Raw genomic sequence first — 22,283 nt, 5'->3', positions numbered from 1 at the left:
GCTGCTTAAAAGAGGTGAAAAGGAATATGACAGATAGTCAGCTTAAAGAACTTATGAAAAAAACAAAAGATGTATGGCAGCGTGCGCTGTATGACGAATACTGCGCTTATATCTATACCATAGCTGCAAACAAACTCAGAAACTGCGGAACTATCGAAGATATCGAAGAATGCGTTGCAGATATATTTATTGCCATATTCAGTTCACTGCAATCAGAAAAAGCTTACAGCGGAGACCTTAAATGCCTCGTAGCCACTATCGCAAAAAGGAGTTCTATTGATCTTTTCAGGAGACTTTCATTGAAAAACAAGAGAACAATACCAATTGACGAGCTTGAAGCTAAACTTACACCGTTCCATGATGAACTTGAGCACGCTTCAGATCGCAAGGAACTCAAAGGAATACTACTTGACTGTGTAAATGAGCTGGGAGATCCTGATTCATCTATCATAATCAACCATTATTACTATGGCAGATCATCAGTAGAGATCGCTTCAGATCTGAAAATGACTACAAGCTCTGTACAAAAGAGGATCCAGCGTGCAAGAAAAAAATTAAAAAGCCTGCTGTTCAAAGCAGGTGTTGATACGGAGTGGTGAGAGTGAGGATAGAAGAATTGTTCAAATATGATATACATGAGCGCCCAGAAAACGGCGCTGATAATATTCCTGCTTTTTCAGATGAAATGAAAGAAAGGATATATTCCCGTATACAGCGCAAACAAGCTTTTCAGCAGTACGAAAGCTCATATAATGAAAGAATTTTTGGTGCAGAAAAATACAGTAAACCTTTATTCAGAAAAGGTTTAGATATTGCTGCTTCAGTTTTCGAAAAAACGGGTAAGACTATAGCTTGCATACCTAAAGAGACTGCCAAGATATTCAGAAATGTAACAAATAATACGGAAGGCTGTTTTGAAGAAGTTCAGGTAGACAGCGTTGAGATATACCATATCTCCATGTGGAAAAGGATATGTTCTGCTGCTTTGGCAATGGTTATAGCTGCAGGAACCGTTATAGGAGGAAAATGTTATTATTCTCAGCTTAAAGGCATCAGAATTACCGCAAACAGCGAAATGTCTTGTACAAAATCAAGCTACGTTGAAAATTTATTAACACATGAAACAGTTACTGATGATTATGAAGGAGAAATACTCGGAATCAAGAACTGGCATATCGAAAAAGTAATTGCTAATTCATATATTACGATTAATTATTTTATAAACGACGTTACAGGTGATGTATTTGCTTTTTCTGAAAGTAAACAAGATGAGCCTCCCGCTTATCTTTCAGATCTTGATAATGACGGAAATCCGGAATTGATCTGTAATAATGTATATGGAATAGTCGGTGGAAACAATAACAATCATGCACTTATATTCAGGATAAGAAACGGAGAAATAGAAGCTGGCGATTTTGTAAATTGTTACAAGGATTTTGCCGATAAGCATGATCTGAATATTTCTTTAAAAACAGATTTTTCAGATGAATATGATCCTGAAAGGAACAAGATCGTATTTACAAGCAAATATACAAATACGGAACTCGAATTGGAAATAGATAATTTTAAATTCCAACCTGTGAATTCTTATCCGGTACTTGTTAATTATTATTTAGGACCTTTGCTTGGCATTGATTGCTGGCATTTCAAAAAAGAGAATATAAATCTTGAAATGGAGAATACATGCCTGATAGATCAAAAGACGGGAGTAAAATTCGTTTGATTTATGGGGTATAAAGGTAAGGCCGAGATTTATTCTGTAAATCTTGACAATGACCAGGCCCGTGAATTGATTTGTAATTGTCAGTACGGAGATACTCAGGACGTTTTATATGATCATGTAAAGATATACAGGCAAAATAACGGAGTATTGGAGTGCGGTGGTAAGCGCCAACCATTCCCAGCACTTTCGTAGCAGTAGATAAAAATGCTATAATAGTTCCAGAGGGAAATATCCGAAAGGAGCTATGAATATGCCAACAGCAAAAGAAGTTCAGAGAGAACTGTGTCGCAGAGAATGGGCAGAGCGGATCGCAGAATGCGAAAGCAGTAATATGTCGGTCAGGGAATGGTGTGCAGCTAATGGGGTGAATGTAAACACATACTATGGACGTGTCGCTTCGCTGAAAAAGGATACAGCTAAAACTAAAAATACGTCTACGCAGGATATTGTTCCACTGAGCGCAGTAAAAGAAAAGCCTGATGTGCCAAGTGTAGCCAAATCTGAAACTGCTGCAGTTCCAATACGTAAAACTGTTCATGAAAAAGAGAGAGTTATTCTCCGCAAGGAAGATATCGAGATCGTACTTCCACCTGATATATCTGAGAATATGATTCTTTTACTGCTCAGAGGTCTGAAAGAATGCTGAAAAATTTGTCCGCTGATAACATATACATCGTATGCGGTCATACGGATATGCGGAAATCTATCGACGGACTGGCAGCAATAGTGCAGCAGTAATGAGTATCATAGAAACAGCTAAGAGAAATACCCTCGATGTCTACGGTTATCTGCTATATCTTCTGACAATTCTGCCAGAACCGGGCAATGATCCTACAGAAACACAGCTCGAAGCTGTCATGCCTTGGAGTATGACGTTGCCTGCATATTGCAGGCAGATGTATAGTGAGATACATTAAAAAAATATGTCATTCAAAAATATAATCTTTTATTGTAAAACAATTAAATTACTTAAAACAGTGATATTTGGCGCTTTCGAAAAGGCACTTCCGATTACTCGGAAGTGCCTTTAAACAGCGATCAATGTCAGAAGTACTCCTTCTTCGCCTTTTCAATGAATGAAGAAGCGGTACTGTCAAGATCTGACTTTTCATAGATATAATCCGTTGCAGCTGCAAAGAAATCGTCTATCAGCTTGCCGTTTTCCAGAACAGGTGACAGCTGCGGAAGGGTATGCTCTGCCATTTTCTCCGAAGCCTCAAACTGTATGCCCTGAAGCATTCCCTGCTCATTGAGGACTTCCCTTGCAGAGGCGCTTAATGGGATACCCTTTTCTATTCCCTGAAGCTCAGCCATTTCTCTGCTGTTGAGCAGAAAATCAAGGAGCATTCCTGCTTCGGCAGGGCGGTCAGTGTTCTTGCTGACAGCGTACATGGTGGCAGGCTTTGCATACCAGCCCTCGCCTGTATTGTTTCCGCTGATCGTGGTCTGGTCTGCAACTACTATCTCTCTTTCTTTGCTGACAGCTTCGCCGAAATAGCTTTCAGCGTCGCTTACCCATGCAACAGAACCTGCGTAATTTTCGTTATCCAGCTTTATACGCTCATAATGCTCAACAAGGGGCATTACCTTACTGTCCACAAGCTTTTTGTAGAAATCCATCATTACTGCAAAATCTTTTTCAGTAAAGTTAAGACTTCCGTTCTGATCAAGGATACTTTTGCCCTGTGCCTGTTCTGCATATGATATGAGATACAGCCACATTGACTTGCTTGAAGCGCTGAGCGGATAGATATTTGCAGATCTCATTGCATCAGCCGCTCTGAACAGGTCGTCCCATGTTTTGGGAACATCGGCACCGTATCTGTCGTATATGGTCTTATTTATGTAGACCATCTCGGAATTCATGGCTATGGGAAGGGCATTGAGAACGCCGTTTCTCGTGCCGTAGCTCAGCTGTTCTTCAGTGAAATTCGAGAGATCGATATACTTTGAAAGAGCATTCAGATCATAATATCCCATACCATCAGCTGAATAATCCGTGAGCCAGCCGTAGTTTATCTGCATAACATCGGCTTCTGTATCCGACGCCATCCAAATCTTATTTCTTTTTTCATAGCCTGACCATTCGGAATAGCTGCACTTGACTCTTATTTCGGGGTGCAGCTCCTCGAACAATTCCACAGCTTTAAGGGTATATCTGTTTCTTGCGTCATTTCCCCACCATGAAAACTCTATTTCAACCTGTGTTTTCTGACTCGACATAGTAGTCTTTTCAGAGCAGCCTGCGGAGAATATCATTGCAGCACAAAGCATAAGTGCTGTTGTTCTTCTGAATATCTTCATAAACATTGCCCTCCGTTCTCACATCACACTTGATACATTGTGACCGTTTTTTACGGAAGCACAAAGTGCAGCATATGCTTTATAGTAGGTCTCGCGGAAATCACCTTTGCCAAAAGCAGCGGCGGAATCCGCAGTAAGCTCAAGGAGTCCCATAGTACTTGTGTATTCCGACTCTCTGAACTTGTTGCAGACATCTTTTGCTCTGCTCTCGGAATCAGAACGGAAGGTCTCTTCGTCTTTTTCATTGTTTTTCAGCAGTACAGAGAATGAGTTCTCGCCGATCCTTCCGATACATTCAGCGTCGCTGAATACCTCTTTCAATATGGTTATCATTTTACCCTTCTGCTTTTCGGGGAACGTCGGATAGAATTTTTCGATTATGTCATCAAAGTTATTAATGGCAACGAGCACAACTCCATAGCAATGATTAGGATTTTTCTTCATAAGGTTATCAGCCTTGTCGCGGAAAAATCTTCTTCCCAATATATTCTCGAATCCATCCTCGCTTATCTCATCTGACAGACCAGAGGTAACTGTACCAATAGGATCCGCCATACGTCTTACGAAAAGCGCACCTGCACAGACTGCTATCAGCGCTACCAGACCTGCAAAGAGATAGATATATTTTCTTATATCTATTGCTTCCCTGAGAATGACCTTTGTAGGTATGGAGCATACTATATACCAGTCGTCGTTTATGGTATTTAAGGTAGAAAGGTTCTCACGTCCGTTTATGACTACCATGTCCTTGTTCCTGATATCATCAAGGAGCTTGTCAGGGATAACTGAACCGCTGCTGTCGCCCTTTACAGATGAGTATATCATTCTGTAATTTCTGTCCGTCAGACGTATCTCCATATCACTGAGATTCTCGGGATTCTCAAAGACGGAATCAAGCTCAGCGGTGTAAAACGAGATAAGAAAGATAATATTGTCGTTCATCTGTTTTACATAGTAGATACGCTCATAGTCGTCGTTATAGCCGGTGAACCAGCCGTCGTGAGTACGGCGTCGGGTGATCATTGTGGAAAGCTCAGAGTAAAGCTTGTCGCCGAAAAGCTTTATAGTACCGTTTGAAACCTTTCCTATCGTTTTGTTGTTTGCATAAACGATGCCATAGTCAACGAAATTCTCCATAAGACAAAGACTGCTGAGATCTGATGCAATCTGCTTTTCTATATTTATGGATTCGTATTCATCGTTTTCAGGTGCGGAAGCATCGTAGCTGTAGGCATTATCCACCGAATAAGCCAGAGTTCCGATAGTTTCCATTCTGCTGAGGTATGCTTCAAGATTCAGCTTGAGCTGAACATTGAGCGTTGAAGTCATTGAGCTGACCTTTTCCTTTGTCAGCTCATCGTATTTTGTGACAATAAAGGCTGTAATGCCAATGATCGCCGCAATAACGATAGCAGCGTAGCCTATTATCATAAGTACGCTCATTTTTTTGATCTTCTCAAGACCAATAGTCTGGATTTGATCCCTTGTCATTTTTTTCCTCCTGTTTTTTAATATCCCTTTTTGTCTGTAACGCTCCAAAGCACAAAGGACGTCCGAAAAATCGGCGCATGATCCGGAATCCATTATGTAAGCAGATTTATTTTACCATATATTTTTTACTTTGTCCATACATTTATATAAATAAATTTTTTTTGCACATTATGTTACCTTTTTATCGGGTATTTACTGCAAATCCTTGACATGGATAACTGTCTGGGGTGCGGGCGTGGTGTCCCAACCGGATTCCCGTTAGTCCAATCACTGCTTTCATTATAACTTAGGTTTCGAGTGCGTGTAAACCATGCCTGGCTTGTCATGGATTTATACGACTGTAATTATTATAGTACAGTAACTCACTGCAATTCATTGTGATGAACCGAATACGGGATTTGAGCCGAGGTTGATCTTGGCTCATTTTTTTTGCCCACTGGTCTGGTTGGCGGTTACGTGCGGTGAGTTCATTGATGATTTTGAAGAGTATGAAAAAGCATACAACATCAAACTTACAGGCATTGAAGATTTTACATCAAAATATGTTCCCGAGAAGAACAAGATAATCCTTAAAAAGCAAGGCGACGATACTAAATATGACCTTGATTTGAAATATTTCCATTTTAAACAGATCGACTTAAATAATGCAAAAAAACATCCCCTGTCTTTTGCGACAGATAAAATATCAGATTTTTTATATGGTGCACCAATATATATAATACATTTTAAGGAAGAGATGATACTGAATAATATCTAACTCTTATAAGATGAATAAACTTGTTTTGAACCATTAAAAATATTGAAAAGAATGTAATAAAAATGAATAATATAATGAAGAAAGTTTCAGCATTTGCAATTGCACTTACTCTGCTTGGAACTGAAACACCTATTTCAAAACCTGTCAACACATTAAATGCACATGCTGCAAGCGCAGCAAGTGGAACGTGTATGCATTTTATTGCACGACATTCATGGTCAGATCCTATTTATACACAGCTTACACACTATGTAGATTATTGCCCTGTTTGTGGTATGGTTTTTGGAGGTGGTAAAAAAGTAGGTCCACCACCACCATTTTAATAAATCAACATAAAAAATTCTCGCATTTCATTGGGAAATATCAAATGGATATGAAATCAAGTTTGGCGTCGGAGATAAAATTTCATAGTTATACAGCTTGTAACTATGCTGTATAATGAAACGAAATTTGAAAAGCGTCCTTGTAATTTGCCAAGCAATGCCTTGGATAAATTCAGTGACAAAGACGATATAAGCAACTAGGCTATTATGCCGATGAAATGGGCAGTAACTAACGATATCATTTCCGGAAAAGCAACCAATAGCGGAACGAAACTGGATCCTCTTGGCAATACAACCCGCGCAGAATGCGCCCAGATAATCAAAAACTTTGTAAAAAAATTCGGCAAGTAAAACACTCTGAATAATATCATTAATGGCGGCCATATGGCCGCCATTTCTAATAAAAACTCAATCCTTCAAAATGATGATAATCCCTTATAAGCAAGAAGCAAATCCTGCATTTATGCAAGGCTTGTATAATACTTTTTATATGCCTTTGGCACTTCTACAATAACGTATTCATCATGGTCAGAAACCTTTACAGGGTTAGTTAACCATGCGCTGAATTTATCAGCTGCTGAATATATTGTCTCTTTACCAACTTCTTTTTTATTCTTTCTATTGCACTTGTTGAATGAAATGTCATCGATCTTATTGATCAATTCGTTTTTTGACTTATTGATCCTGACTTCAACTGTTGATGCACGACTTGAAAGATATAATGACATAGGAAAGACGTATATGCAAATAGCTGCTAATAAAGCAATCACCATCTGCCATTTGAAATAAGTCTTGTCTATTGCTAATAAAACAAAGCCAATAGCAAAAATAATAACACCTATGATCATAAATACGGATAAATATCTTTTAAAAGTTTTCATAAATTTCACCTGCTATAATAATATCTGGTCGTATAAATCCATGACAAGCCAGCCATGGTTTACACCCACTTGTTACTTAGTATAAATTGGTTGTTCATTGTATATTGCTCTAATGATTTTAGCTTCACTTTCTGTGCTTAAACCACTCAATTGCGCAGTTCACGCATACTAATAATCCAATAAGAAAAATCACGCAGCCAACAGTTGTTTGACCAATCAGGGATATGATAAATGATATTAAGCAGAAAAGGCATCCTATAATAGATACTGCTAAATATTTTTTTGAGTTTTCAAACTTGTTAGGCGTTTTTGTCTCGTAATTACCTTCGAACATTTTTCTAAGCTTATTCATTATTTTTCCTCCGTTTAATATTCAAAATGTTTGTATTAATTAATGGGTTTATAAGACTATGCTAATATTGTACCACAGGAGCTGATTTGTAAGCTTTCCGCTTCTGTGATTATAGTATATCACATGGCAAGGCTGTTGTCCATTTTTTAACATTACCGTATATTACAATTTTGAAATGTTTGTTCAATAGCAAAATATAAAGATTATTTCCTTATTATCATATCATGTCAAGAAGTATGGTATAATCAGCTTTTATAACTTAACTGTATTACGTCTTATAACCTGTAAAAGCAATGAAAGTGATACTGCCATCATTACCGCCTCTGTTATCGGCTGTGCCCACAGCATACCATTAAAGCCAAAGCAATGATTCAGTAACAAAAGCAGAGGGATATACAGTATAAGCTGACGTATAAGCGTTATACCAAATGCATACTGGGGTTTACCCATTGCCTGAAATGACATACGGCACATAGATACTGTTCCTACAAATGGCAGGATAAACATCAAACAGCGTAAAACGTGGGAACCGATATTGATAACTTCCGCCGAATCAGTGAAAATATCTATCAGCTGCGGAGCAAATATACAATAAAGCAGCATAAGAACGGTCTCAGTACCTGTTACTGTTAAAACTCCAGCTTTCAGTACCTTACGCATTCTGTCTGTATTACCTGCGCCGTAATTATAGCCCATAATAGGCTGTGTTCCTGATGCAAAGCCCTGATAGACATAATTGCCCAAAGACAATACCTTCTGGGCTATGCCCATAGCAGTTACTGTCAATTCGCTGTAATTAACTGCAAGGTTATTATTTACCGTATATGCAGCTGAGGTAAGAAGTGTCTCTAATGACGCTGGGATTCCTACCCAGTATATCTCAGAAAGTATCTCTTTGGTCGGCAATATCATATTAACTGATGGACGAAGCAGAGTTTTTCTGCGCACATAATACAAAACCGAAACTCCGAAACCTGCTGCATTACTGAGGATAGTTGCGACAGCAGCTCCCCGTATCTGCATATTCAGCGTAAAAATAAACAAAGGATCAAGAATGATATTCATAATTGTTCCGACTATCATTCCTGTCATGGAATAGCGTACAGAGCCTTCACTTCTCAGCAAAGCGCCTGTTGTATAGCTTCCCATAGTGAAAAAGCTTCCTGTCAGTATTACCTGAACATATTGCTTTGTAAATATAAAAGTATTGTCCTTGGCTCCGAGAAGACGGACTAAAGCAGGAAGAAATCCGAGTCCGATCCCCATAACTATAATACTATTTATAAATGTGAGAGTAAAGGCAACGGTCAGTGTATGTGCCGCCTTATCCTTTTCATTTGCACCGAGACATCGGGCTATGTATGATGAAGCTCCTGTACCTATAATATTAGATATGGCAACAGTAACCATCATAACAGGATATGCAAGATTAACAGCTGCCAGCTGATAATCATTGCCAGTGAGCCCGATAAAGTATGTATCTACAAGATTGTATAGCACCATAATAAACATACCGAATATCAGCGGTATGCTCATTTTAATAACTGCTTTGGCAGGGACTTCCTGACTAAGTGTATATATTCTTCTGTCTTCTTTGTTTTCCATTATCTTAAACTGTCCTTTTATATAGCTTAAAAATCATATCAGGTATTTTTATATTTGAGATTAAATTCACGAGCAGTTTCCTTGAGAGAGATGTCGATACGGCTGTCGCAGAAACGTCTTATTTCTTCGGGAATATTCTTATAATAAGCTTCGGCAATACCTCCTGCGATACAAGCCATAGTATCAGCGTCACCTCCGAGGGATACGGCATTTCTCACGGCGCTTTCGTAGTCAGTGGAATCGAGGAAACAAATAATTGATGGCGGCACTGAGTATTCGCAGCTGCTGTCAAAGCTATACTCAGGACGTATCTGCTCAACAGTATAATTTAGATCGTAGCGAAATTTTTCAGCGATGAATTTGCGGATAAGTTCCTTCGATTCACCATGACGGGCAAGAAATACTGCACAGGCTACAGCCTGTGCACCTCTGATCCCCTCACGGTGAGCGTGAGTATAATAGCAGCTTGCTTTAGCTTGCAGCATGACCTGTTCTATATCATCATAAGCGTAACCAATAGGAACTGCTTTCATTGCACCTCCGTTAGCAAAGCTGTGCTGCCTTCTGAGGCTTTTCTCCTTTGCCCAACGTGCAAACATGCTTCCATATCCGGCGTGGGGATAACGAGAATAATACTGCTTGTACTGAGCCGCATATTCAAAAGCTCTTTTACGTATCCCGAACTTACCAATATTTTCGCCGTTATTGAGTATAGCCCTGCACACAGCTGCAGTCATAACACTGTCGTCAGTAAAATGGCTTTCACGTTTAAAAGGAAAGTCATAAGCCTTCGTGCATGCATTTTCGTATTCCGAGCCGATAACATCACCATAGAACGCCCCAAACATAATTCACCCACTTTCATTATTTTCGCATTTTATATCGACCATATAATTTGACTTAATCCTTATTTTCTTTCTTCGATTAACATGATATTTGATAATTCATTTTTTGTATCGTCAAATAAAAGACTTAAAATAATATTGTCTTTTTTATATTCAAGGTAAGATTCCGTTTGGATACTCGTTTCGCCAAAGCTTGATGCAAAGTCTTCAATTGACGTTTTGTAATCTAAACCATTGATCTTGATATAATCATTTTTGGGCGATTTGGCATCAACTAAAACTACTTTCTTCTCTGAATTATTATCAGTTTTATCTCCTTCTATGGCTATAGTACAAATGTAGTCTTTACTGTTATACATATCATAGAGCGTATAATCTTCATCAGAATAATAAACACCGTTTTCAAGCTTATAATCGTTGCCGAGCTCGCCAAATTTAAAAGGGAAAACAAAAGTATTTCCACAAATACTTATATTTGTGATATCAGACTTTTCGTTTTCAACTTTATTTGTGTCTGTAGTATTTTGCTGTACATGGATACTGTCGCTTGTAGAAACATCTTTTTTCGATGTTTTATCACGCCCGCATCCACTTACTGCATTGAATGAGCAGAACAGCAGTAAAAGAAAAGGTAACAGTTTGTTTTTCATTTTTCCTCCTATATCATGTCAAATATTCAGAACAGATCCAGCATGCTGTCGAGATAGATCTCTTCGCGGACATTAAGCTGATATTCCGGCTTTGTGAGATAATAAAGCAGAAATTCGAGATTGACAGCACTTCCGAGCCCTCTGCCTTCTATTTTGAAATTAGAAAAACCGTGGGGCAGATATGTGTTGATGATATCATCCGTACTGATAAATCCGGGATTTTTCATTGCCTTTGAAAAACGGTATCCGTCCTTGGCATCAGGTGCGGTACAGATATGCTCGGGACAGTTCTCTCCGAGATTTTTCATGCTTACATTTTCGTAGCACGCTTTTCTGTCTTTACAGTAAAACGAGCAGCATTCATTGCACAGAAATTCGACTTTATTTTTCTGAACCTGCGTGAGTGTATCAAGTTTATCGTACAGCTTATTCAGCCTGAAATCAGGAATAACATATTTAAAATCACTCCTCTCCGTTTCCTTAAAAAACTGATCAAAATCAGTCTGAACCTTTGTAGTCGAGGAAACGAAATAAAGGCCGGGATAATTATTTTTAATATGTTCAAGCAGAAGATCCGAGTGGATTATCACACCATTCTGTACACCTTTGCTTCTGGTGAAAAGCTCACACAGGGCATTGCATTTCTTGTCGGTGAGATGTTCCGATTTTAATAGCGAATTGCTGAAAGTGAGCCTTGAAGAAATACCGTATTCATTCATAAGTGCGAGTACATCTTCAGCTTCACATTCGCCGAATCCGACACGTCCGCCGCCCCAGATACAGTCTGCTGGAGCACCATAGACAGATGCTATTTCACACCAGTCATAGAAGTATTCACGGTGCTCTCGGTACAGCGGCAGAAATACACTATACAGGTCATAGAACTCAAACAGACCAGGAAGATGAAAATAAGCTTTATCAGTCATTGTTTTTCTTCACGCACTTATTCATTGTTTCATTAGCTTCTTCATCCCAGACCGTTCTCTCGGGGCCGAGAGTGCCATACATTGTGTTCTCAAAAGAGTATACACTCTTGCCTGTTTTGATAAGTCTCTCGTTGTCGACATCATCGCTGAATGTACCGAGACGGGCGTAAATATCCTGAGTAATCTCATAGTCATACTGCTCACGCCCCTCACGGCTGGTGTACATTATTTCCGCAAAGTATCGTTTCGTATCATTATCATAGTAAGCTGTCCAGTTATTGCCTTGTTTTTTGTTTTTCATGTTTTCTCCCCCTAAACGTAAACTATTATTTGGTATAAACCCTGTCACAAATATACTTCACAGGCACTTCCTCGGTACACCAGACCTCGTTCTCGGTAACTCCGAACCTATATCCGGCCTTGTTCATCTCCGATGCTGCTATTTTTAGCACAACAGGAGTCTTATGCCAGCGCTCAGCCGACTGCCATGATTTGCTTATATCAGCCTGCATATGTACAGCATGTCGCTGCATCTTCTTTATAGCTCCGCTTTCTACAATGGCTTCAAGAGCCTTTGTAGTCGTTCCGTGGTACAGAAAATCAGGTGGTTCGCAGTATTCAAGCTCGGGCTCAACCCAGGGAACCGAGTGTCCCTGACAGCACTTGATCTTTTCGTGTTTTTCATCATATCTGTAGCGCCCCTTGTTGTCCTCGGCTACTATCTGTTCAAGCAGTTCACGATCCAGATTATAATTGCTGTGGCCGTTAACGCCGTTTATGAGCTGTTCTACTGATACCCAGCCGTGCTCATCCATATCAAGCTCCGCTTTCGCAGGCTGATGGCGAAGGAGCAAACACAGATATTTCGACAATTCGTTCATTTTTCACCTCATTACTTATTATATCCTATGAATGAACAGCAGCCCTTTACGGGCTGCCTTAGTTCTTATATTCAGTTATAATTGCAGCTTTGAAATGTATCAGTCCCACCAGAAATACCAGACGTTTGAATCCTTAAGTGTACTGGCAAGTGCTTTTATCGTACCTGCTCCCTGATCCACAGTATCATTGCAGAAAGCGTAATGTTCTTCAGCTGCTTTCAAGGCTTCATCTATACTTTTTATCGGAGCAGAAAGAAACATCTGTAGTTCATCGCTTGAAATAACAGCAGGCACAGCTTTATATTTCTCATGCCAATACTTGCAGACTGCCATCATGTCTTCGGTATCAGGGCATTCATTCCAACCACCGAAAGGTATCCACGCGAAGACTTCCCATGGCTTATTCGCAGGGATTCTGGCAAGAATAAGCTTTTCATTATTATCAGTGCTCAGAAAGTTTAAAGCAGGCGTTACGCCGTCGGTGTATTCGCCATATATATCATCATCACCAAAGTCTTCCTCAAACATTTCCGTATTCTCATCAAAGCGCTGTTTTAAGAAGGACTCTCCATGAGATATATCGGCGCTAAGCATCTTGCTCCTGTAACTCTCGGCTCCGCCATTGTCTTTGTAATTGCACTGTATCATCTCAAGAAGATGACCATTAAGCACAAGTATTACCGGTATATATCCTTCTCTTTGCCCCTTTTCCGATTCATCTTTATATAGCTTCATTATACTATCGCTGTTCAGAAAGCCGCTTATATTTTTACATTCACAGCCAGTAAGTTCCGCTATCTGTTTTGCATTATCATTCGGCTGCACCAGTGGCTGCTCTTTGTTCCCTAAAAGCTTTGAAAATAGTCCCATATCCGTACTCCTTGTTTTTTACCATTATACCACATACTCCTTATTTTTTCAAGATATTGGATATTGCCATATATACTAAAATATGATAAAATAAAATTATCTAAACATAAGGAGAAGTCCCCATGGCCAAATATGCCAAAAAGGAGGTTCTGTATGAAGACACACAGGATAATCGCCGTAACTGCCGCAGCAGTTCTTTTGATTCCTACATATTCATCGGCAGCAGAAAGTGAAGCAAAGCATAGGATAGTCGGTTACCTTCCCGATTGGAACTATCGTCCGTTCAGTGAGCTGGACCTCAGTGAGCTGACACATATCAACATCGCCTTCTGCAATCCCGATGAAAATGGCAAGCTGCACTGTAATATTCCCGAAAGCAAATTAAAAAGCATTATCTCTGATGCACACAGCAATGATGTGAAAGTATTTGCTGCACTGGGCGGCGGCGATGGCTGTGACGGTTATCTTCAACACCTTGACACAGCTGATAAGAGAACAGCATTCAATGCGAATATTATGAATTACTGTGAAAGCTACGACTTTGACGGTATCGATCTTGATATCGAGCTGGGTTCTGATCATCAAATATGGAATTTCTACGGAGACTGGTGTATGGAGCTACGTGCTCTCTGTGACGAAAGAAATATGGAGATGTCCACAGCTACAGCTCAGTGGGTAGCTGAAAAAGTCACTCCCGAAACCTTTGCACTGTTCGACTTCGTAAATATTATGGCATATGACAATGACGAGGACAGATACTCCCATGCATCGTATGAATACTCTGGCAAGTGCCTCGATTACTTCTCAGCAAAAAAGAAAATTCCTAAAGAGAAGCTGGTTCTCGGTGTACCGTTTTACGGCAGAGGCTATACATCTGACGGTGAGCTTGACTGGAACTCATATATGTCATTTGCGGATATAGTGAGCAAAGACGGCGAGTATTATAATGCCGACAACTACAACGATATCGCATACAACGGAGCTGCTACGATAGCTAAGAAAGCAGAGCTGGCGAAAGGCTATGGCGGTATCATGATTTGGGAGCTCACACAGGACGCAAAGGGCGAAAAGTCGCTTTTGAAGGTCATCAGTGATACTCTCAGAGGTGAAACTTTCATTGCAGGTGATGTAAACGCTGACGGCAGCTTCAACGTCTCCGATCTTGTGCTTATGCAGAAGTGGCTGCTTGCTGTTTCCGATGTTGAACTGGAAAACTGGAAAGCCGGAGATCTCTGCGAGGACGACAGACTTGATGTATTCGATCTATGCGCAATGAGAAAACGTCTTATAGCAGGTCGATCAATTACAAAGGAAATACTATGAATGGAAAGTATATGTTCAGCGGGTTTATTTTCACTGAACAGCTTTTGCTGCGGCGTGGGGCTGCTCCTGTTTTTCTGCGGGGAGCGGAAGTTTTCCATCTTGCAGCATAATTAACAGGATATTTACAATTTCAGCCGCACATCGTCAATTTTCAGACGTTATAATATGTGTAAAGGAAAATACACGCAAGGAGGTTAGATATGAGTATTTTTAAACGTTTATTATCATTTGCGGCTTCGGCGGCGGTGATGCTTTCTGCAGGAGCCTCTTCAGTGACGACGGCTGCGGTCGGTGTGAGTCCTGATGTCAGTGTGTCGTTTCCCGAAAAGCTTGCTGCTATCAATGCTCCTGATTGGGTACCGAAGAACTATCTGGATGCATTTGAGTTCATCAACAAGCATGGTGCCACCTTTGTGCAGGGCGAGTATGTCTGCGTTATACAGCAGCGTTCAAAGGCGCCTAATGCTTATTATGCCATGGATTGTACATTGTCCGACAAGTCATCCGTAAATGTACAATATGCCTTTTCAGGAGAAATAAACTTCAGTCCCGATGACGCTCCCGACAAGAGCGACACGGAGGCATATGAGGAATATTATAAAAGACTGAAGGCAGCAGGAATATCCGAGGATACAGAAGAGCTGGACAATTACTTCAGAATCGAGGTATATAGACCTGTTCTTTCATATATAGATGTGACGCTGGAGGAGGGCTGGTATGACGGAGAAACTCCTGTGGTCACTTCCTCGAACACCTATAAATTCGGTTATCAGACCACTATTTTCAACCAAAGACAGCGGGATATCTTTGAATTCATGCCTGACAGCATTGAAGAGTATAATGACTTCATAACGGAACACGGAAATGTCTGCGTCTTCAACAATTATCTGATCTATTGCGGCGATGTATTGAGCTCGGCAGGAGAGGAACTGAAAATGGAGCAAAAAGGCGATGCTCAGGTGAAGGAGGTCATAAGCTATACTGTCAGTGAAAAGCTGGCTGATATGAGCAATGCTCCAGACGGTGCTCCCGTAATGACAGTAAAGATGTACGAGCCTGTTTCACGTGGCGAGTGCGATGTTGATTTCAGCCATGTCCGCTTTGATAATACGGTAAATAAAGTGATAAGCAGCAACTTTACTATTGAAAATGACGAGGCTCAGAGTTTGGACTTCAAGATCGTCAAGAACAGCAGCGATCTTCCGGAATGGGTTCCTACGGATTATGCTCAGACCGTGAAGTTTGAAAATGAGCACGGCGCGTCATATGTTGCAGACGGCTATGTATGCTGTATACGCAGGTCTGACAGAAACGGCAAGGGACTTTCAAAGAGGATATATATGGATCTGCTGGACGGAGAAGAATACAATCCGTATGAATGTCAGGTGTACTCAAAGGTCTTTACGTTCCCGGAGCCCGAGGACACCTCCTCGGAGGCATATGAAAAATACCTCTCGGAACTGAAACAGCTTGGTATTACGGAAAAGGAGCTGGAATACGTCAATAAGGAGATACGCTACAGCGTCAATGTATTCAAGCCGAAGCCGTCTTCAAAGCTGTCCGTGTACTTCGATGACTACCGCGGTAATATTGGAAGCAGCTCTAGAGAAAACTTAAACCTCAGCTTCAGTATAGACAAGGACGGCGTTATAACCGAGACCGATCTCTACAGCTGGGTGCCGGATACTATCGCCGAGACAAGGGAATACATAAAAAAGAACGGCAATATCTCCGTCCATGATGAGTACCTGGTATTTTGCTCAGTCAGCAATGCTTTCAGCATTGATCTTTCACAGGATGGCATACCCGAGCTGAAAAAGAGCTTCGATTACCATCTTGAGAATGCGCAGCTGGTTGATATCCTCGGCGCTCCCTATGCAAGAGTGCTGCTTTATAAGGGAGACAGGCCGGGTACCTTGACTGCAGATTTCGGCTACAGTGGTGGAAAGAGCGAGTATGAGCCCAAGGACTCAGAGGTATCTGTCAGGTTCGATAACGATCTTATCCCGAGCATAATCAGCAGGGAGGAGTGCGATCCGCTTATCCTTGGAGACTGCAATTATGACGGTGTCTTCGGAATTTCCGATGTGGTTGTCCTTCAAAAATGGATCCTGGGCAGCGGCGAGCTCAGAAAGCCTGAGAATGCAGATATGAACGAAGACGGAGTTCTCGACATATTCGATCTGCTCAGCATGAAGAAGCAGGTTGTAAAGGGTGAGGGCGGCTCCTACGGACTTGTTGCGGATCCCAAGCCCATGCTGCTTGTTGTTTCTCAGAATTTTGCCTGGGGAAGACAGCAGGCTATGACTTTATATGATGAGAACGGAGCCGCATACAGGATGTCCTATGACAGTTCCAAAAACGGAACGGATAAGAATACATATGACGAGCTGTTCAGGATAGGTTACGACGAGAACTGGTACGAAAGACTGACAGCCATGATGACGAGTGAAAATGCTTCCGGAAAGAATCTGCCCGACCAGCTTGTAGGCAGAACGAGAAAGCTTTCCCGTGAGCTGGACAAGCATCTTAATGATCAGCCCGGTCAAATGATAGGACAGATGTTTGACGCGGGACAGTCCACACTGTACCTTATCGGCAGCGACAGCGACGGAAAGCCTGCTTTTCTCGAGATATTCACCTCAGGAGATGTACTTGGCTGGATAGACTGCGAGGAGATACAGGAGTACCTCAAGCTTTCCAGCTACACTCCCGCAGGTCCTGACGTCTGGTCTATAAAGACTCTCGAAAAAGGCGTATCAAGGTACGATCTGACTTACTGATATAAAAACAGAACCGCAGACGAAAAAATGCTTCGTCTGCGGTTATTATTTGAAAATATTTACTGTGCCTGCGCCTGATCATTTGAGAGAAGCTTTCTTCTCATAACGGTCGAAGCACTTTCTATACGATAGATTATACGGACGGCAGCGGTACGATAAGTTTCATGGCCGCTGATAATAAAGCTTACTGGTATGATTCACAGGAAAATGCTTCCGGCGGAGTTCCTTTTACGTTCTATAATGAATAAAAGACAAATCGGCAGAAAAAACGTTAAACTAGCTCGTTAAACATTGTCTTCTTTTAAAACGTGGCAGCTGACGAGGTACTTTATATACATAAAGCAACATATAAAACTAAAAGGCAGCCAAACGCTGCCTTAGTTCTTATATTCAATTATCCTATTGCAATCCCCATTAATCCGGCAGTTATTCTCTTTAAATTCGATGCCTCTTCTGGAATTATTCTTGCATTGCAGGGCAGTGATTCATGTTCATGTTTATAATCCTCTTTTACAAAACCTATGAATTCAAACATTTTGTATACTCCATTTCTAATGTCTAATTAAACGTTTAATCAAGATCAAAGGTTTTGAATCTTCCCCATTTCATATACAGGAATACAAACCAAGTAATCATCGTTGCTTGTATGAAGAACTGTATATTTGTATGGAATCAAATAATGATCCGAAAAAAAACTCCCTACAAAAGGTATCAGTGAGATCAGCCTTCCTTTCTTTTTCACACCATCCTTCGCATAAGCAGACGGCTTTTTATTCTGAATCCAATGCTTAATCCTTGCATTGTTTTCGGCATCTATCCACGGTTCCATCAGCGAATAAGATATTTTTGCAGTTCCAGTCACATCTACAAAGTACAATGCTTCGGTGTCTGCATAGACAAGTTGCAGGCTGTTATCAAAGAGAAGATTCTTTTTTTGATTAAAATCATCTGAAACAATTTTCGGAAATAACATTTCAATTTCAATTGCATCATCAGGTACGTCCATTTCACCGCCAGCCAGCATTGACATTTCCTCAAATTTTCTTTTCAGCGATGGTCTGCTTACCCATATCACCCCCATCACCAATATCAACGGATATCCGAAAATAGTCAACAGACCAAACATCAGCACAAGATTCGAGTTCATTCCGGCTATGTCTCCGCCAATCCAGATTACTGCCATAATGATGACAAATAGCAGCGCTGCTCTTTTTATATTTTTCTCGAATCTATCTATTTTGTCATTGTACTGATATATGGACTCCAAAAGTGTTTTATTCGGGGCTTTTACAATGATATTTCCGGAGTTCTCACGATCCTGAAACAAATTTTTCAACATTTATCTGATTCCTTTCCATGCATTTGGTTGCTCTGACCGGATGTCGCTTTATTGCGGTCAGTCATTTTCTAAATCAAGCATTGCCTCTAACGCTTTTATCCCCTCCGGCGCAGACAAAACGCTGTAAATAATCCTGTGCGCCCTTATGATTGTCGATTCTTGCACAGGCGAAGAAAGCCATGCTGAGCGCTTGGACTTGAATTTTTTATTATATAGATATACAAAGGCATCCTGCACAACTATCACCGGATGCCTTTTATAATACATAGAATTATTTTTGCTTTTCCTCTGCCTACTTGACGGGGAGCACATCATATTTCAATTGGCCCTATCAATTTATTTCTCTCTTGTAAGATAAATATCATCAAGAGTACATCTACCCATACATAGCTCAAGCATATCTATCTCACGATATGTTGACAGATTGTTCTCACGGAGAATATCCGCTATATTCTGCCTGTCCTTGGGAATTATACGATCGCTTACCCAAAGTGAGGACAATTCTGAGTCAAGCTTCATTCTGCCGTTGGTCATAAATCTGTGTATCATTGCAGGCGGCTTGTCCTTTCTCATTTCATCGGACGGACAGCGAAACTTTATACGGAATTTTGATGTTTTATCGCTGTAATAAAGCGTTCCCCAGATATAATCCTTGCCTTTTCTGGTGCTTTTTATCGTATATTCTCTCACAGTATGATACCTCCGTTCAGCAGTTTTTCATATCTGTAATCAATTGCAGCTTTTATTATTTGCTGATGTTCCTTTGAGATGACGTCGCCAAGGCCATTGAAATTATGTTTAATTATGTAATTCTCAAAATCAAATGTTCTCACTGTGTCCTGTTTTAACAACGATACTATCAATATCGAAATTGATTTTATACCTAATACAAGCCTGCCTAAGTTCACCTTCTTTTGCATATTTGACATTATGTGTTGCAGAACGTTTTTTGCCATTATCTTTTCTCATATTGCTTCCAGGTTTAGGCGAAACCGCTCTGAGTCTTATCATTTTGCCTTTTAATGCTTCTATTTCGCTATTATTACACACTTTCAGAAAAGGCTTGCAGTTTTTTCTATAATCAGGTTCAAAAAGCAGCTTGACAGTTGAAGTAAGCTGTTCAAGAGCATGAGGAACGTCTTCGCCTTTCAATTCTACAGCATATACTATTTTATCATCATCATTTAGACATTCAACTATATGATCACATTTAAAAAAATCTTTATCAGCTTTGTCTTTCTCAGGTATTATGCCCTTATCAAGCTTATAATCAATAACTTGTATACTTTTAGTATTACGCAATTCTATTCTTGCAGCATTTTCCTTTAATGCCACTATACTGCGTTTATCATTGGATTCAACGTAATCACCGTCTGTAAACAACATCAGCTTATTCCTCGCTTTCAAAAAGCCTGCCATACAGTTCGAACAAGCTGTCAAGATTATCATTAATAAGCTGAGATGCTCCGTCAATCAAGGTGTTATCGATCAGCTCTCCGTCCATATCCTCAAGACATAGTTCAATTCCGCCATTCTGTACATAATAAGCCTCAAGCGAATCAAGACAGATAGCCTCTGGAATGATGTTATATACTTCATCTTTTATACAAGAATTATTTGCAAGATACGCTGCAAATTTCAGATTATTCAGTGTACCCAAAACATACGGACTATGAGTAGTAGTTACTATCTGACATCCGTTATTGGCAGCAATAGCGATCAATTCCATTATGACCTTCTGCGCATCAGGATAAAGATGTGATTCAGGCTCCTCAATAATAATAAATGCTTTGGTTTTACTGGAGACGATATAGTACAGCAGATTCACTATCCACAGAATTTCCTGCTGACCGGAAGATGTATAGTTTATCTTTACATACTTTTCATTATCTTCTTTAAGATAAAGACGTTCTTCTCCGTTTATGATCCTATATTCGCCCTTAAGTATCTCCTTCGTCTTTTGATTCATCAGTTTAAGTACTTTTTTAAACTCAGCATTTTTCTTGCCAAACATATTGTCCGAAGCAATAAAATCCATTCCTGATGAAAACATATCCTTGAGCTTTGAAATTATTTCTATAAACTTACGCGTACAATAATCCATAAGTTTTTTCTGATGATCATCCATGGATATCATGAAATAATTAAGCTGTGAAGTCAATAGAGACATAAGGCATCTGCCGGCAGGAACAAAATATGGAGTATAATGATCATCAATCAAATCTTCAAACTCGTCATAAAACTTCTTAATATCATCAGAAGTCAACGGCATTTTTATTTGATTTAGGAAAGTAAAAATAGGACTTCCAAAAGTGACCTCAAGGTAATTATATATCTTTTTCCCTGTATTATCAAATTTTCTGTTTTTTACACCCAATTCGATATATACATCTTCAGAATAATCGTATCTTACTTTCATTGATTTTTCCATATTCTGAGATGTGCCAAAAAGCTCCATAAACCTTGTACGCAGATTAGTTCTGAAATATCCAGAAAAATTTGTGTAATACGCATTTTTAAACAACTCATCGCCTGATATAGAATACTTTCTAAGAGATTCCATAAGCACTTCTTTGACAGCTTTGAAGAAGTATATACTCTTTACGACAGTACTTTTTCCTGAAGCCTGTCTTCCTGTAATAACCATGAAATTAGTATCCGATATATTAAGCTTACATTTCTTAATAGGACCGAAATTTTGTATAAGAATACTTGCCATGTAAATCACCTCAACTATATTTATATCCTAATTATATCATCAATAATAATATACGTCAATAATCAAATATCATACAATCTTATTAAAAGCTCAAGATTTGTTAACCAAGGTTAACAAATCACAAAATATTACCATATGTACAGAGCGGCATTCCACGATATTTCGAGAGAAATTTTCGGCGTAGCTGTACACTGGCTGTATTTTTGCTTTTTGAAGCATATAATCAAAAAATATAACAGTTTGCAAGATGATGCAAAATCGATCCCACAAACAGCTCTCGACAGCCAATACAAGCCTATATTCAGGCAAAAGTAAAAGGCACTATATTTTGCAATATAGTGCCAAATTTCTGGTTGCGGCGGCTGGATTTGAACCAACGACCTTCGGGTTATGAGCCCGACGAGCTACCTAGCTGCTCCACACCGCGATAAATAGCGTCACATCATCTGCGACTATATTATTATATCACAGTGAAACAAAAAAGTCAACCGCGAACGAGATATTTTTTTGA

At 39.9% G+C, this 22,283-nt stretch carries 26 protein-coding genes and 1 tRNA gene; 9 read left to right on the top strand and 18 right to left on the bottom strand.

Annotation, left to right across the window (positions count from 1 at the left end; all coding sequences use genetic code 11):
- Positions 1-53: 53 nt before the first annotated feature.
- The 5 genes from BT105_RS03570 to BT105_RS03550 all read left to right on the top strand — a co-directional run bounded on the left by BT105_RS03570 (position 54) and on the right by BT105_RS03550 (position 2,640).
- Positions 54-599: an RNA polymerase sigma factor gene (locus tag BT105_RS03570; protein ID WP_177243920.1), complete on the top strand. Its 546-nt coding sequence runs from the start codon at positions 54-56 to the stop codon at positions 597-599.
- 2 nt (positions 600-601) lie between these two features.
- Positions 602-1,723, top strand: coding sequence for a hypothetical protein (locus BT105_RS03565; RefSeq protein WP_072299454.1), 1,122 nt, complete (start codon positions 602-604; stop codon positions 1,721-1,723).
- A gap of 250 nt (positions 1,724-1,973) precedes the next feature.
- Positions 1,974-2,369: an IS66 family insertion sequence element accessory protein TnpA gene (gene tnpA / locus BT105_RS03560; protein ID WP_072299453.1), complete on the top strand. Its 396-nt coding sequence runs from the start codon at positions 1,974-1,976 to the stop codon at positions 2,367-2,369.
- Positions 2,363-2,461 (top strand): IS66 family insertion sequence element accessory protein TnpB, encoded by a 99-nt coding sequence (gene tnpB / locus BT105_RS03555; protein ID WP_072299452.1) that lies wholly within the window; start codon positions 2,363-2,365, stop codon positions 2,459-2,461. The genes tnpA and tnpB overlap by 7 nt, the downstream gene beginning before the upstream one ends.
- Positions 2,461-2,640 (top strand): transposase domain-containing protein, encoded by a 180-nt coding sequence (locus tag BT105_RS03550; RefSeq protein ID WP_177243919.1) that lies wholly within the window; start codon positions 2,461-2,463, stop codon positions 2,638-2,640. Before tnpB ends, BT105_RS03550 begins: the two co-directional genes overlap by 1 nt.
- 127 nt (positions 2,641-2,767) lie before the next feature.
- On the opposite strand, the gene BT105_RS03545 is transcribed toward BT105_RS03550, so the two are convergent.
- Complete coding sequence (locus tag BT105_RS03545) at positions 2,768-4,027, bottom strand: ABC transporter substrate-binding protein (RefSeq protein ID WP_072299451.1); 1,260 nt, start codon at positions 4,025-4,027, stop codon at positions 2,768-2,770.
- Positions 4,028-4,045: 18 nt separating this feature from the next.
- Entirely contained in the window at positions 4,046-5,518 is a 1,473-nt protein-coding gene (locus BT105_RS03540) for a cache domain-containing protein (RefSeq protein WP_072299450.1), read from the bottom strand.
- 415 nt (positions 5,519-5,933) lie between these two features.
- On the opposite strand from BT105_RS03540, the gene BT105_RS03535 reads away from it, so the two are divergent.
- Together BT105_RS03535 and BT105_RS14760 are read left to right on the top strand one after the other, a co-directional pair.
- Complete coding sequence (locus BT105_RS03535) at positions 5,934-6,275, top strand: hypothetical protein (RefSeq protein WP_072299449.1); 342 nt, start codon at positions 5,934-5,936, stop codon at positions 6,273-6,275.
- Positions 6,276-6,337: 62 nt separating this feature from the next.
- Positions 6,338-6,598: a hypothetical protein gene (locus BT105_RS14760; RefSeq protein ID WP_143186539.1), complete on the top strand. Its 261-nt coding sequence runs from the start codon at positions 6,338-6,340 to the stop codon at positions 6,596-6,598.
- Between the two features lie 461 nt (positions 6,599-7,059).
- Here BT105_RS14760 and BT105_RS03530 read toward each other — a convergent pair whose 3' ends face one another.
- From BT105_RS03530 to BT105_RS03490, 9 genes are all read right to left on the bottom strand, one after another.
- Positions 7,060-7,479, bottom strand: coding sequence for a hypothetical protein (locus tag BT105_RS03530; RefSeq protein WP_072299448.1), 420 nt, complete (start codon positions 7,477-7,479; stop codon positions 7,060-7,062).
- A gap of 124 nt (positions 7,480-7,603) precedes the next feature.
- Positions 7,604-7,831, bottom strand: coding sequence for a hypothetical protein (locus BT105_RS03525; protein ID WP_072299447.1), 228 nt, complete (start codon positions 7,829-7,831; stop codon positions 7,604-7,606).
- Positions 7,832-8,083: 252 nt separating this feature from the next.
- A complete protein-coding gene (locus BT105_RS03520; RefSeq protein ID WP_072299446.1) occupies positions 8,084-9,436 on the bottom strand; it encodes an MATE family efflux transporter in 1,353 nt (450 codons plus the stop codon).
- Positions 9,437-9,474: 38 nt separating this feature from the next.
- Positions 9,475-10,284, bottom strand: a complete 810-nt coding sequence (locus BT105_RS03515) for an ADP-ribosylglycohydrolase family protein (protein WP_072299445.1) — start codon at positions 10,282-10,284, stop codon at positions 9,475-9,477.
- Positions 10,285-10,343: 59 nt separating this feature from the next.
- The gene (locus BT105_RS03510; protein WP_072299444.1) at positions 10,344-10,931 is read right to left on the bottom strand and encodes a hypothetical protein; all 588 of its coding nucleotides are present in this window, start codon (positions 10,929-10,931) and stop codon (positions 10,344-10,346) included.
- Positions 10,932-10,957: 26 nt separating this feature from the next.
- Entirely contained in the window at positions 10,958-11,857 is a 900-nt protein-coding gene (locus tag BT105_RS03505) for a hypothetical protein (RefSeq protein ID WP_072299443.1), read from the bottom strand.
- Positions 11,850-12,158, bottom strand: coding sequence for a hypothetical protein (locus tag BT105_RS03500; RefSeq protein ID WP_072299442.1), 309 nt, complete (start codon positions 12,156-12,158; stop codon positions 11,850-11,852). The genes BT105_RS03505 and BT105_RS03500 overlap by 8 nt, the downstream gene beginning before the upstream one ends.
- Before the next feature lie 25 nt (positions 12,159-12,183).
- Positions 12,184-12,738, bottom strand: a complete 555-nt coding sequence (locus BT105_RS03495; protein WP_072299441.1) for an RNA 2'-phosphotransferase — start codon at positions 12,736-12,738, stop codon at positions 12,184-12,186.
- Between the two features lie 99 nt (positions 12,739-12,837).
- Positions 12,838-13,608 carry a DUF4253 domain-containing protein gene (locus BT105_RS03490; protein WP_072299440.1) on the bottom strand — a complete coding sequence of 257 codons (771 nt, stop codon included), beginning with the start codon at positions 13,606-13,608 and terminating at the stop codon, positions 12,838-12,840.
- 153 nt (positions 13,609-13,761) lie between these two features.
- Between BT105_RS03490 and BT105_RS03485 the strand changes: the two genes are divergently transcribed.
- Positions 13,762-14,931, top strand: coding sequence for a glycosyl hydrolase family 18 protein (locus tag BT105_RS03485; RefSeq protein WP_072299439.1), 1,170 nt, complete (start codon positions 13,762-13,764; stop codon positions 14,929-14,931).
- A gap of 200 nt (positions 14,932-15,131) precedes the next feature.
- Positions 15,132-17,714, top strand: coding sequence for a dockerin type I repeat-containing protein (locus BT105_RS03480; protein WP_143186538.1), 2,583 nt, complete (start codon positions 15,132-15,134; stop codon positions 17,712-17,714).
- 394 nt (positions 17,715-18,108) lie between these two features.
- Here the strand turns inward: BT105_RS03480 and BT105_RS14935 are convergent, their stop codons facing one another.
- The 7 genes from BT105_RS14935 to BT105_RS03450 all read right to left on the bottom strand — a co-directional run bounded on the left by BT105_RS14935 (position 18,109) and on the right by BT105_RS03450 (position 22,199).
- A complete protein-coding gene (locus BT105_RS14935) occupies positions 18,109-18,249 on the bottom strand; it encodes a hypothetical protein (protein ID WP_177243918.1) in 141 nt (46 codons plus the stop codon).
- Between the two features lie 45 nt (positions 18,250-18,294).
- Positions 18,295-19,053, bottom strand: a complete 759-nt coding sequence (locus BT105_RS03475) for a hypothetical protein (RefSeq protein WP_072299437.1) — start codon at positions 19,051-19,053, stop codon at positions 18,295-18,297.
- 57 nt (positions 19,054-19,110) lie between these two features.
- A complete protein-coding gene (locus BT105_RS15165) occupies positions 19,111-19,320 on the bottom strand; it encodes a hypothetical protein (RefSeq protein ID WP_072299436.1) in 210 nt (69 codons plus the stop codon).
- Positions 19,321-19,389: 69 nt separating this feature from the next.
- The gene (locus tag BT105_RS03465) at positions 19,390-19,743 is read right to left on the bottom strand and encodes a hypothetical protein (protein ID WP_072299435.1); all 354 of its coding nucleotides are present in this window, start codon (positions 19,741-19,743) and stop codon (positions 19,390-19,392) included.
- A 129-nt stretch (positions 19,744-19,872) separates the two neighbouring features.
- Entirely contained in the window at positions 19,873-20,472 is a 600-nt protein-coding gene (locus tag BT105_RS03460; RefSeq protein WP_143186537.1) for a hypothetical protein, read from the bottom strand.
- Entirely contained in the window at positions 20,444-21,772 is a 1,329-nt protein-coding gene (locus tag BT105_RS03455; RefSeq protein WP_072299433.1) for an AAA family ATPase, read from the bottom strand. The genes BT105_RS03460 and BT105_RS03455 overlap by 29 nt, the downstream gene beginning before the upstream one ends.
- A gap of 350 nt (positions 21,773-22,122) precedes the next feature.
- Positions 22,123-22,199: transfer RNA gene (locus BT105_RS03450), tRNA-Met, on the bottom strand.
- Positions 22,200-22,283 lie beyond the last annotated feature (84 nt).

This window comes from Ruminococcus flavefaciens (assembly GCF_900119075.1).
Classification (GTDB): domain Bacteria; phylum Bacillota; class Clostridia; order Oscillospirales; family Ruminococcaceae; genus Ruminococcus; species Ruminococcus flavefaciens_Q.
Note: the sequence above shows the minus strand (reverse complement) of the source record. Positions and strands in the feature narration are given on the sequence as shown.

Bases quoted from the DNA above. Each gene is read 5' to 3' on its own strand.
- BT105_RS03530 (WP_072299448.1), bottom strand. From the start codon at position 7,479: ATGAAAACTTTTAAAAGATATTTATCCGTATTTATGATCATAGGTGTT.
- tnpB (WP_072299452.1), top strand. From the start codon at position 2,363: ATGCTGAAAAATTTGTCCGCTGATAACATATACATCGTATGCGGTCAT.
- BT105_RS03545 (WP_072299451.1), bottom strand. From the start codon at position 4,027: ATGAAGATATTCAGAAGAACAACAGCACTTATGCTTTGTGCTGCAATG.
- BT105_RS03480 (WP_143186538.1), top strand. From the start codon at position 15,132: ATGAGTATTTTTAAACGTTTATTATCATTTGCGGCTTCGGCGGCGGTG.
- BT105_RS03460 (WP_143186537.1), bottom strand. From the start codon at position 20,472: ATGGCAGGCTTTTTGAAAGCGAGGAATAAGCTGATGTTGTTTACAGAC.
- BT105_RS03490 (WP_072299440.1), bottom strand. From the start codon at position 13,608: ATGGGACTATTTTCAAAGCTTTTAGGGAACAAAGAGCAGCCACTGGTG.
- BT105_RS03550 (WP_177243919.1), top strand. From the start codon at position 2,461: ATGAGTATCATAGAAACAGCTAAGAGAAATACCCTCGATGTCTACGGT.
- BT105_RS03570 (WP_177243920.1), top strand. From the start codon at position 54: ATGAAAAAAACAAAAGATGTATGGCAGCGTGCGCTGTATGACGAATAC.
- tnpA (WP_072299453.1), top strand. From the start codon at position 1,974: ATGCCAACAGCAAAAGAAGTTCAGAGAGAACTGTGTCGCAGAGAATGG.
- BT105_RS15165 (WP_072299436.1), bottom strand. From the start codon at position 19,320: ATGTATTATAAAAGGCATCCGGTGATAGTTGTGCAGGATGCCTTTGTA.
- BT105_RS03540 (WP_072299450.1), bottom strand. From the start codon at position 5,518: ATGACAAGGGATCAAATCCAGACTATTGGTCTTGAGAAGATCAAAAAA.
- BT105_RS03495 (WP_072299441.1), bottom strand. From the start codon at position 12,738: ATGAACGAATTGTCGAAATATCTGTGTTTGCTCCTTCGCCATCAGCCT.
- BT105_RS03520 (WP_072299446.1), bottom strand. From the start codon at position 9,436: ATGGAAAACAAAGAAGACAGAAGAATATATACACTTAGTCAGGAAGTC.
- BT105_RS03515 (WP_072299445.1), bottom strand. From the start codon at position 10,284: ATGTTTGGGGCGTTCTATGGTGATGTTATCGGCTCGGAATACGAAAAT.
- BT105_RS03500 (WP_072299442.1), bottom strand. From the start codon at position 12,158: ATGAAAAACAAAAAACAAGGCAATAACTGGACAGCTTACTATGATAAT.
- BT105_RS03455 (WP_072299433.1), bottom strand. From the start codon at position 21,772: ATGGCAAGTATTCTTATACAAAATTTCGGTCCTATTAAGAAATGTAAG.
- BT105_RS14760 (WP_143186539.1), top strand. From the start codon at position 6,338: ATGAATAATATAATGAAGAAAGTTTCAGCATTTGCAATTGCACTTACT.
- BT105_RS03510 (WP_072299444.1), bottom strand. From the start codon at position 10,931: ATGAAAAACAAACTGTTACCTTTTCTTTTACTGCTGTTCTGCTCATTC.
- BT105_RS03525 (WP_072299447.1), bottom strand. From the start codon at position 7,831: ATGAATAAGCTTAGAAAAATGTTCGAAGGTAATTACGAGACAAAAACG.
- BT105_RS03485 (WP_072299439.1), top strand. From the start codon at position 13,762: ATGAAGACACACAGGATAATCGCCGTAACTGCCGCAGCAGTTCTTTTG.
- BT105_RS03475 (WP_072299437.1), bottom strand. From the start codon at position 19,053: ATGTTGAAAAATTTGTTTCAGGATCGTGAGAACTCCGGAAATATCATT.
- BT105_RS03505 (WP_072299443.1), bottom strand. From the start codon at position 11,857: ATGACTGATAAAGCTTATTTTCATCTTCCTGGTCTGTTTGAGTTCTAT.
- BT105_RS14935 (WP_177243918.1), bottom strand. From the start codon at position 18,249: ATGTTTGAATTCATAGGTTTTGTAAAAGAGGATTATAAACATGAACAT.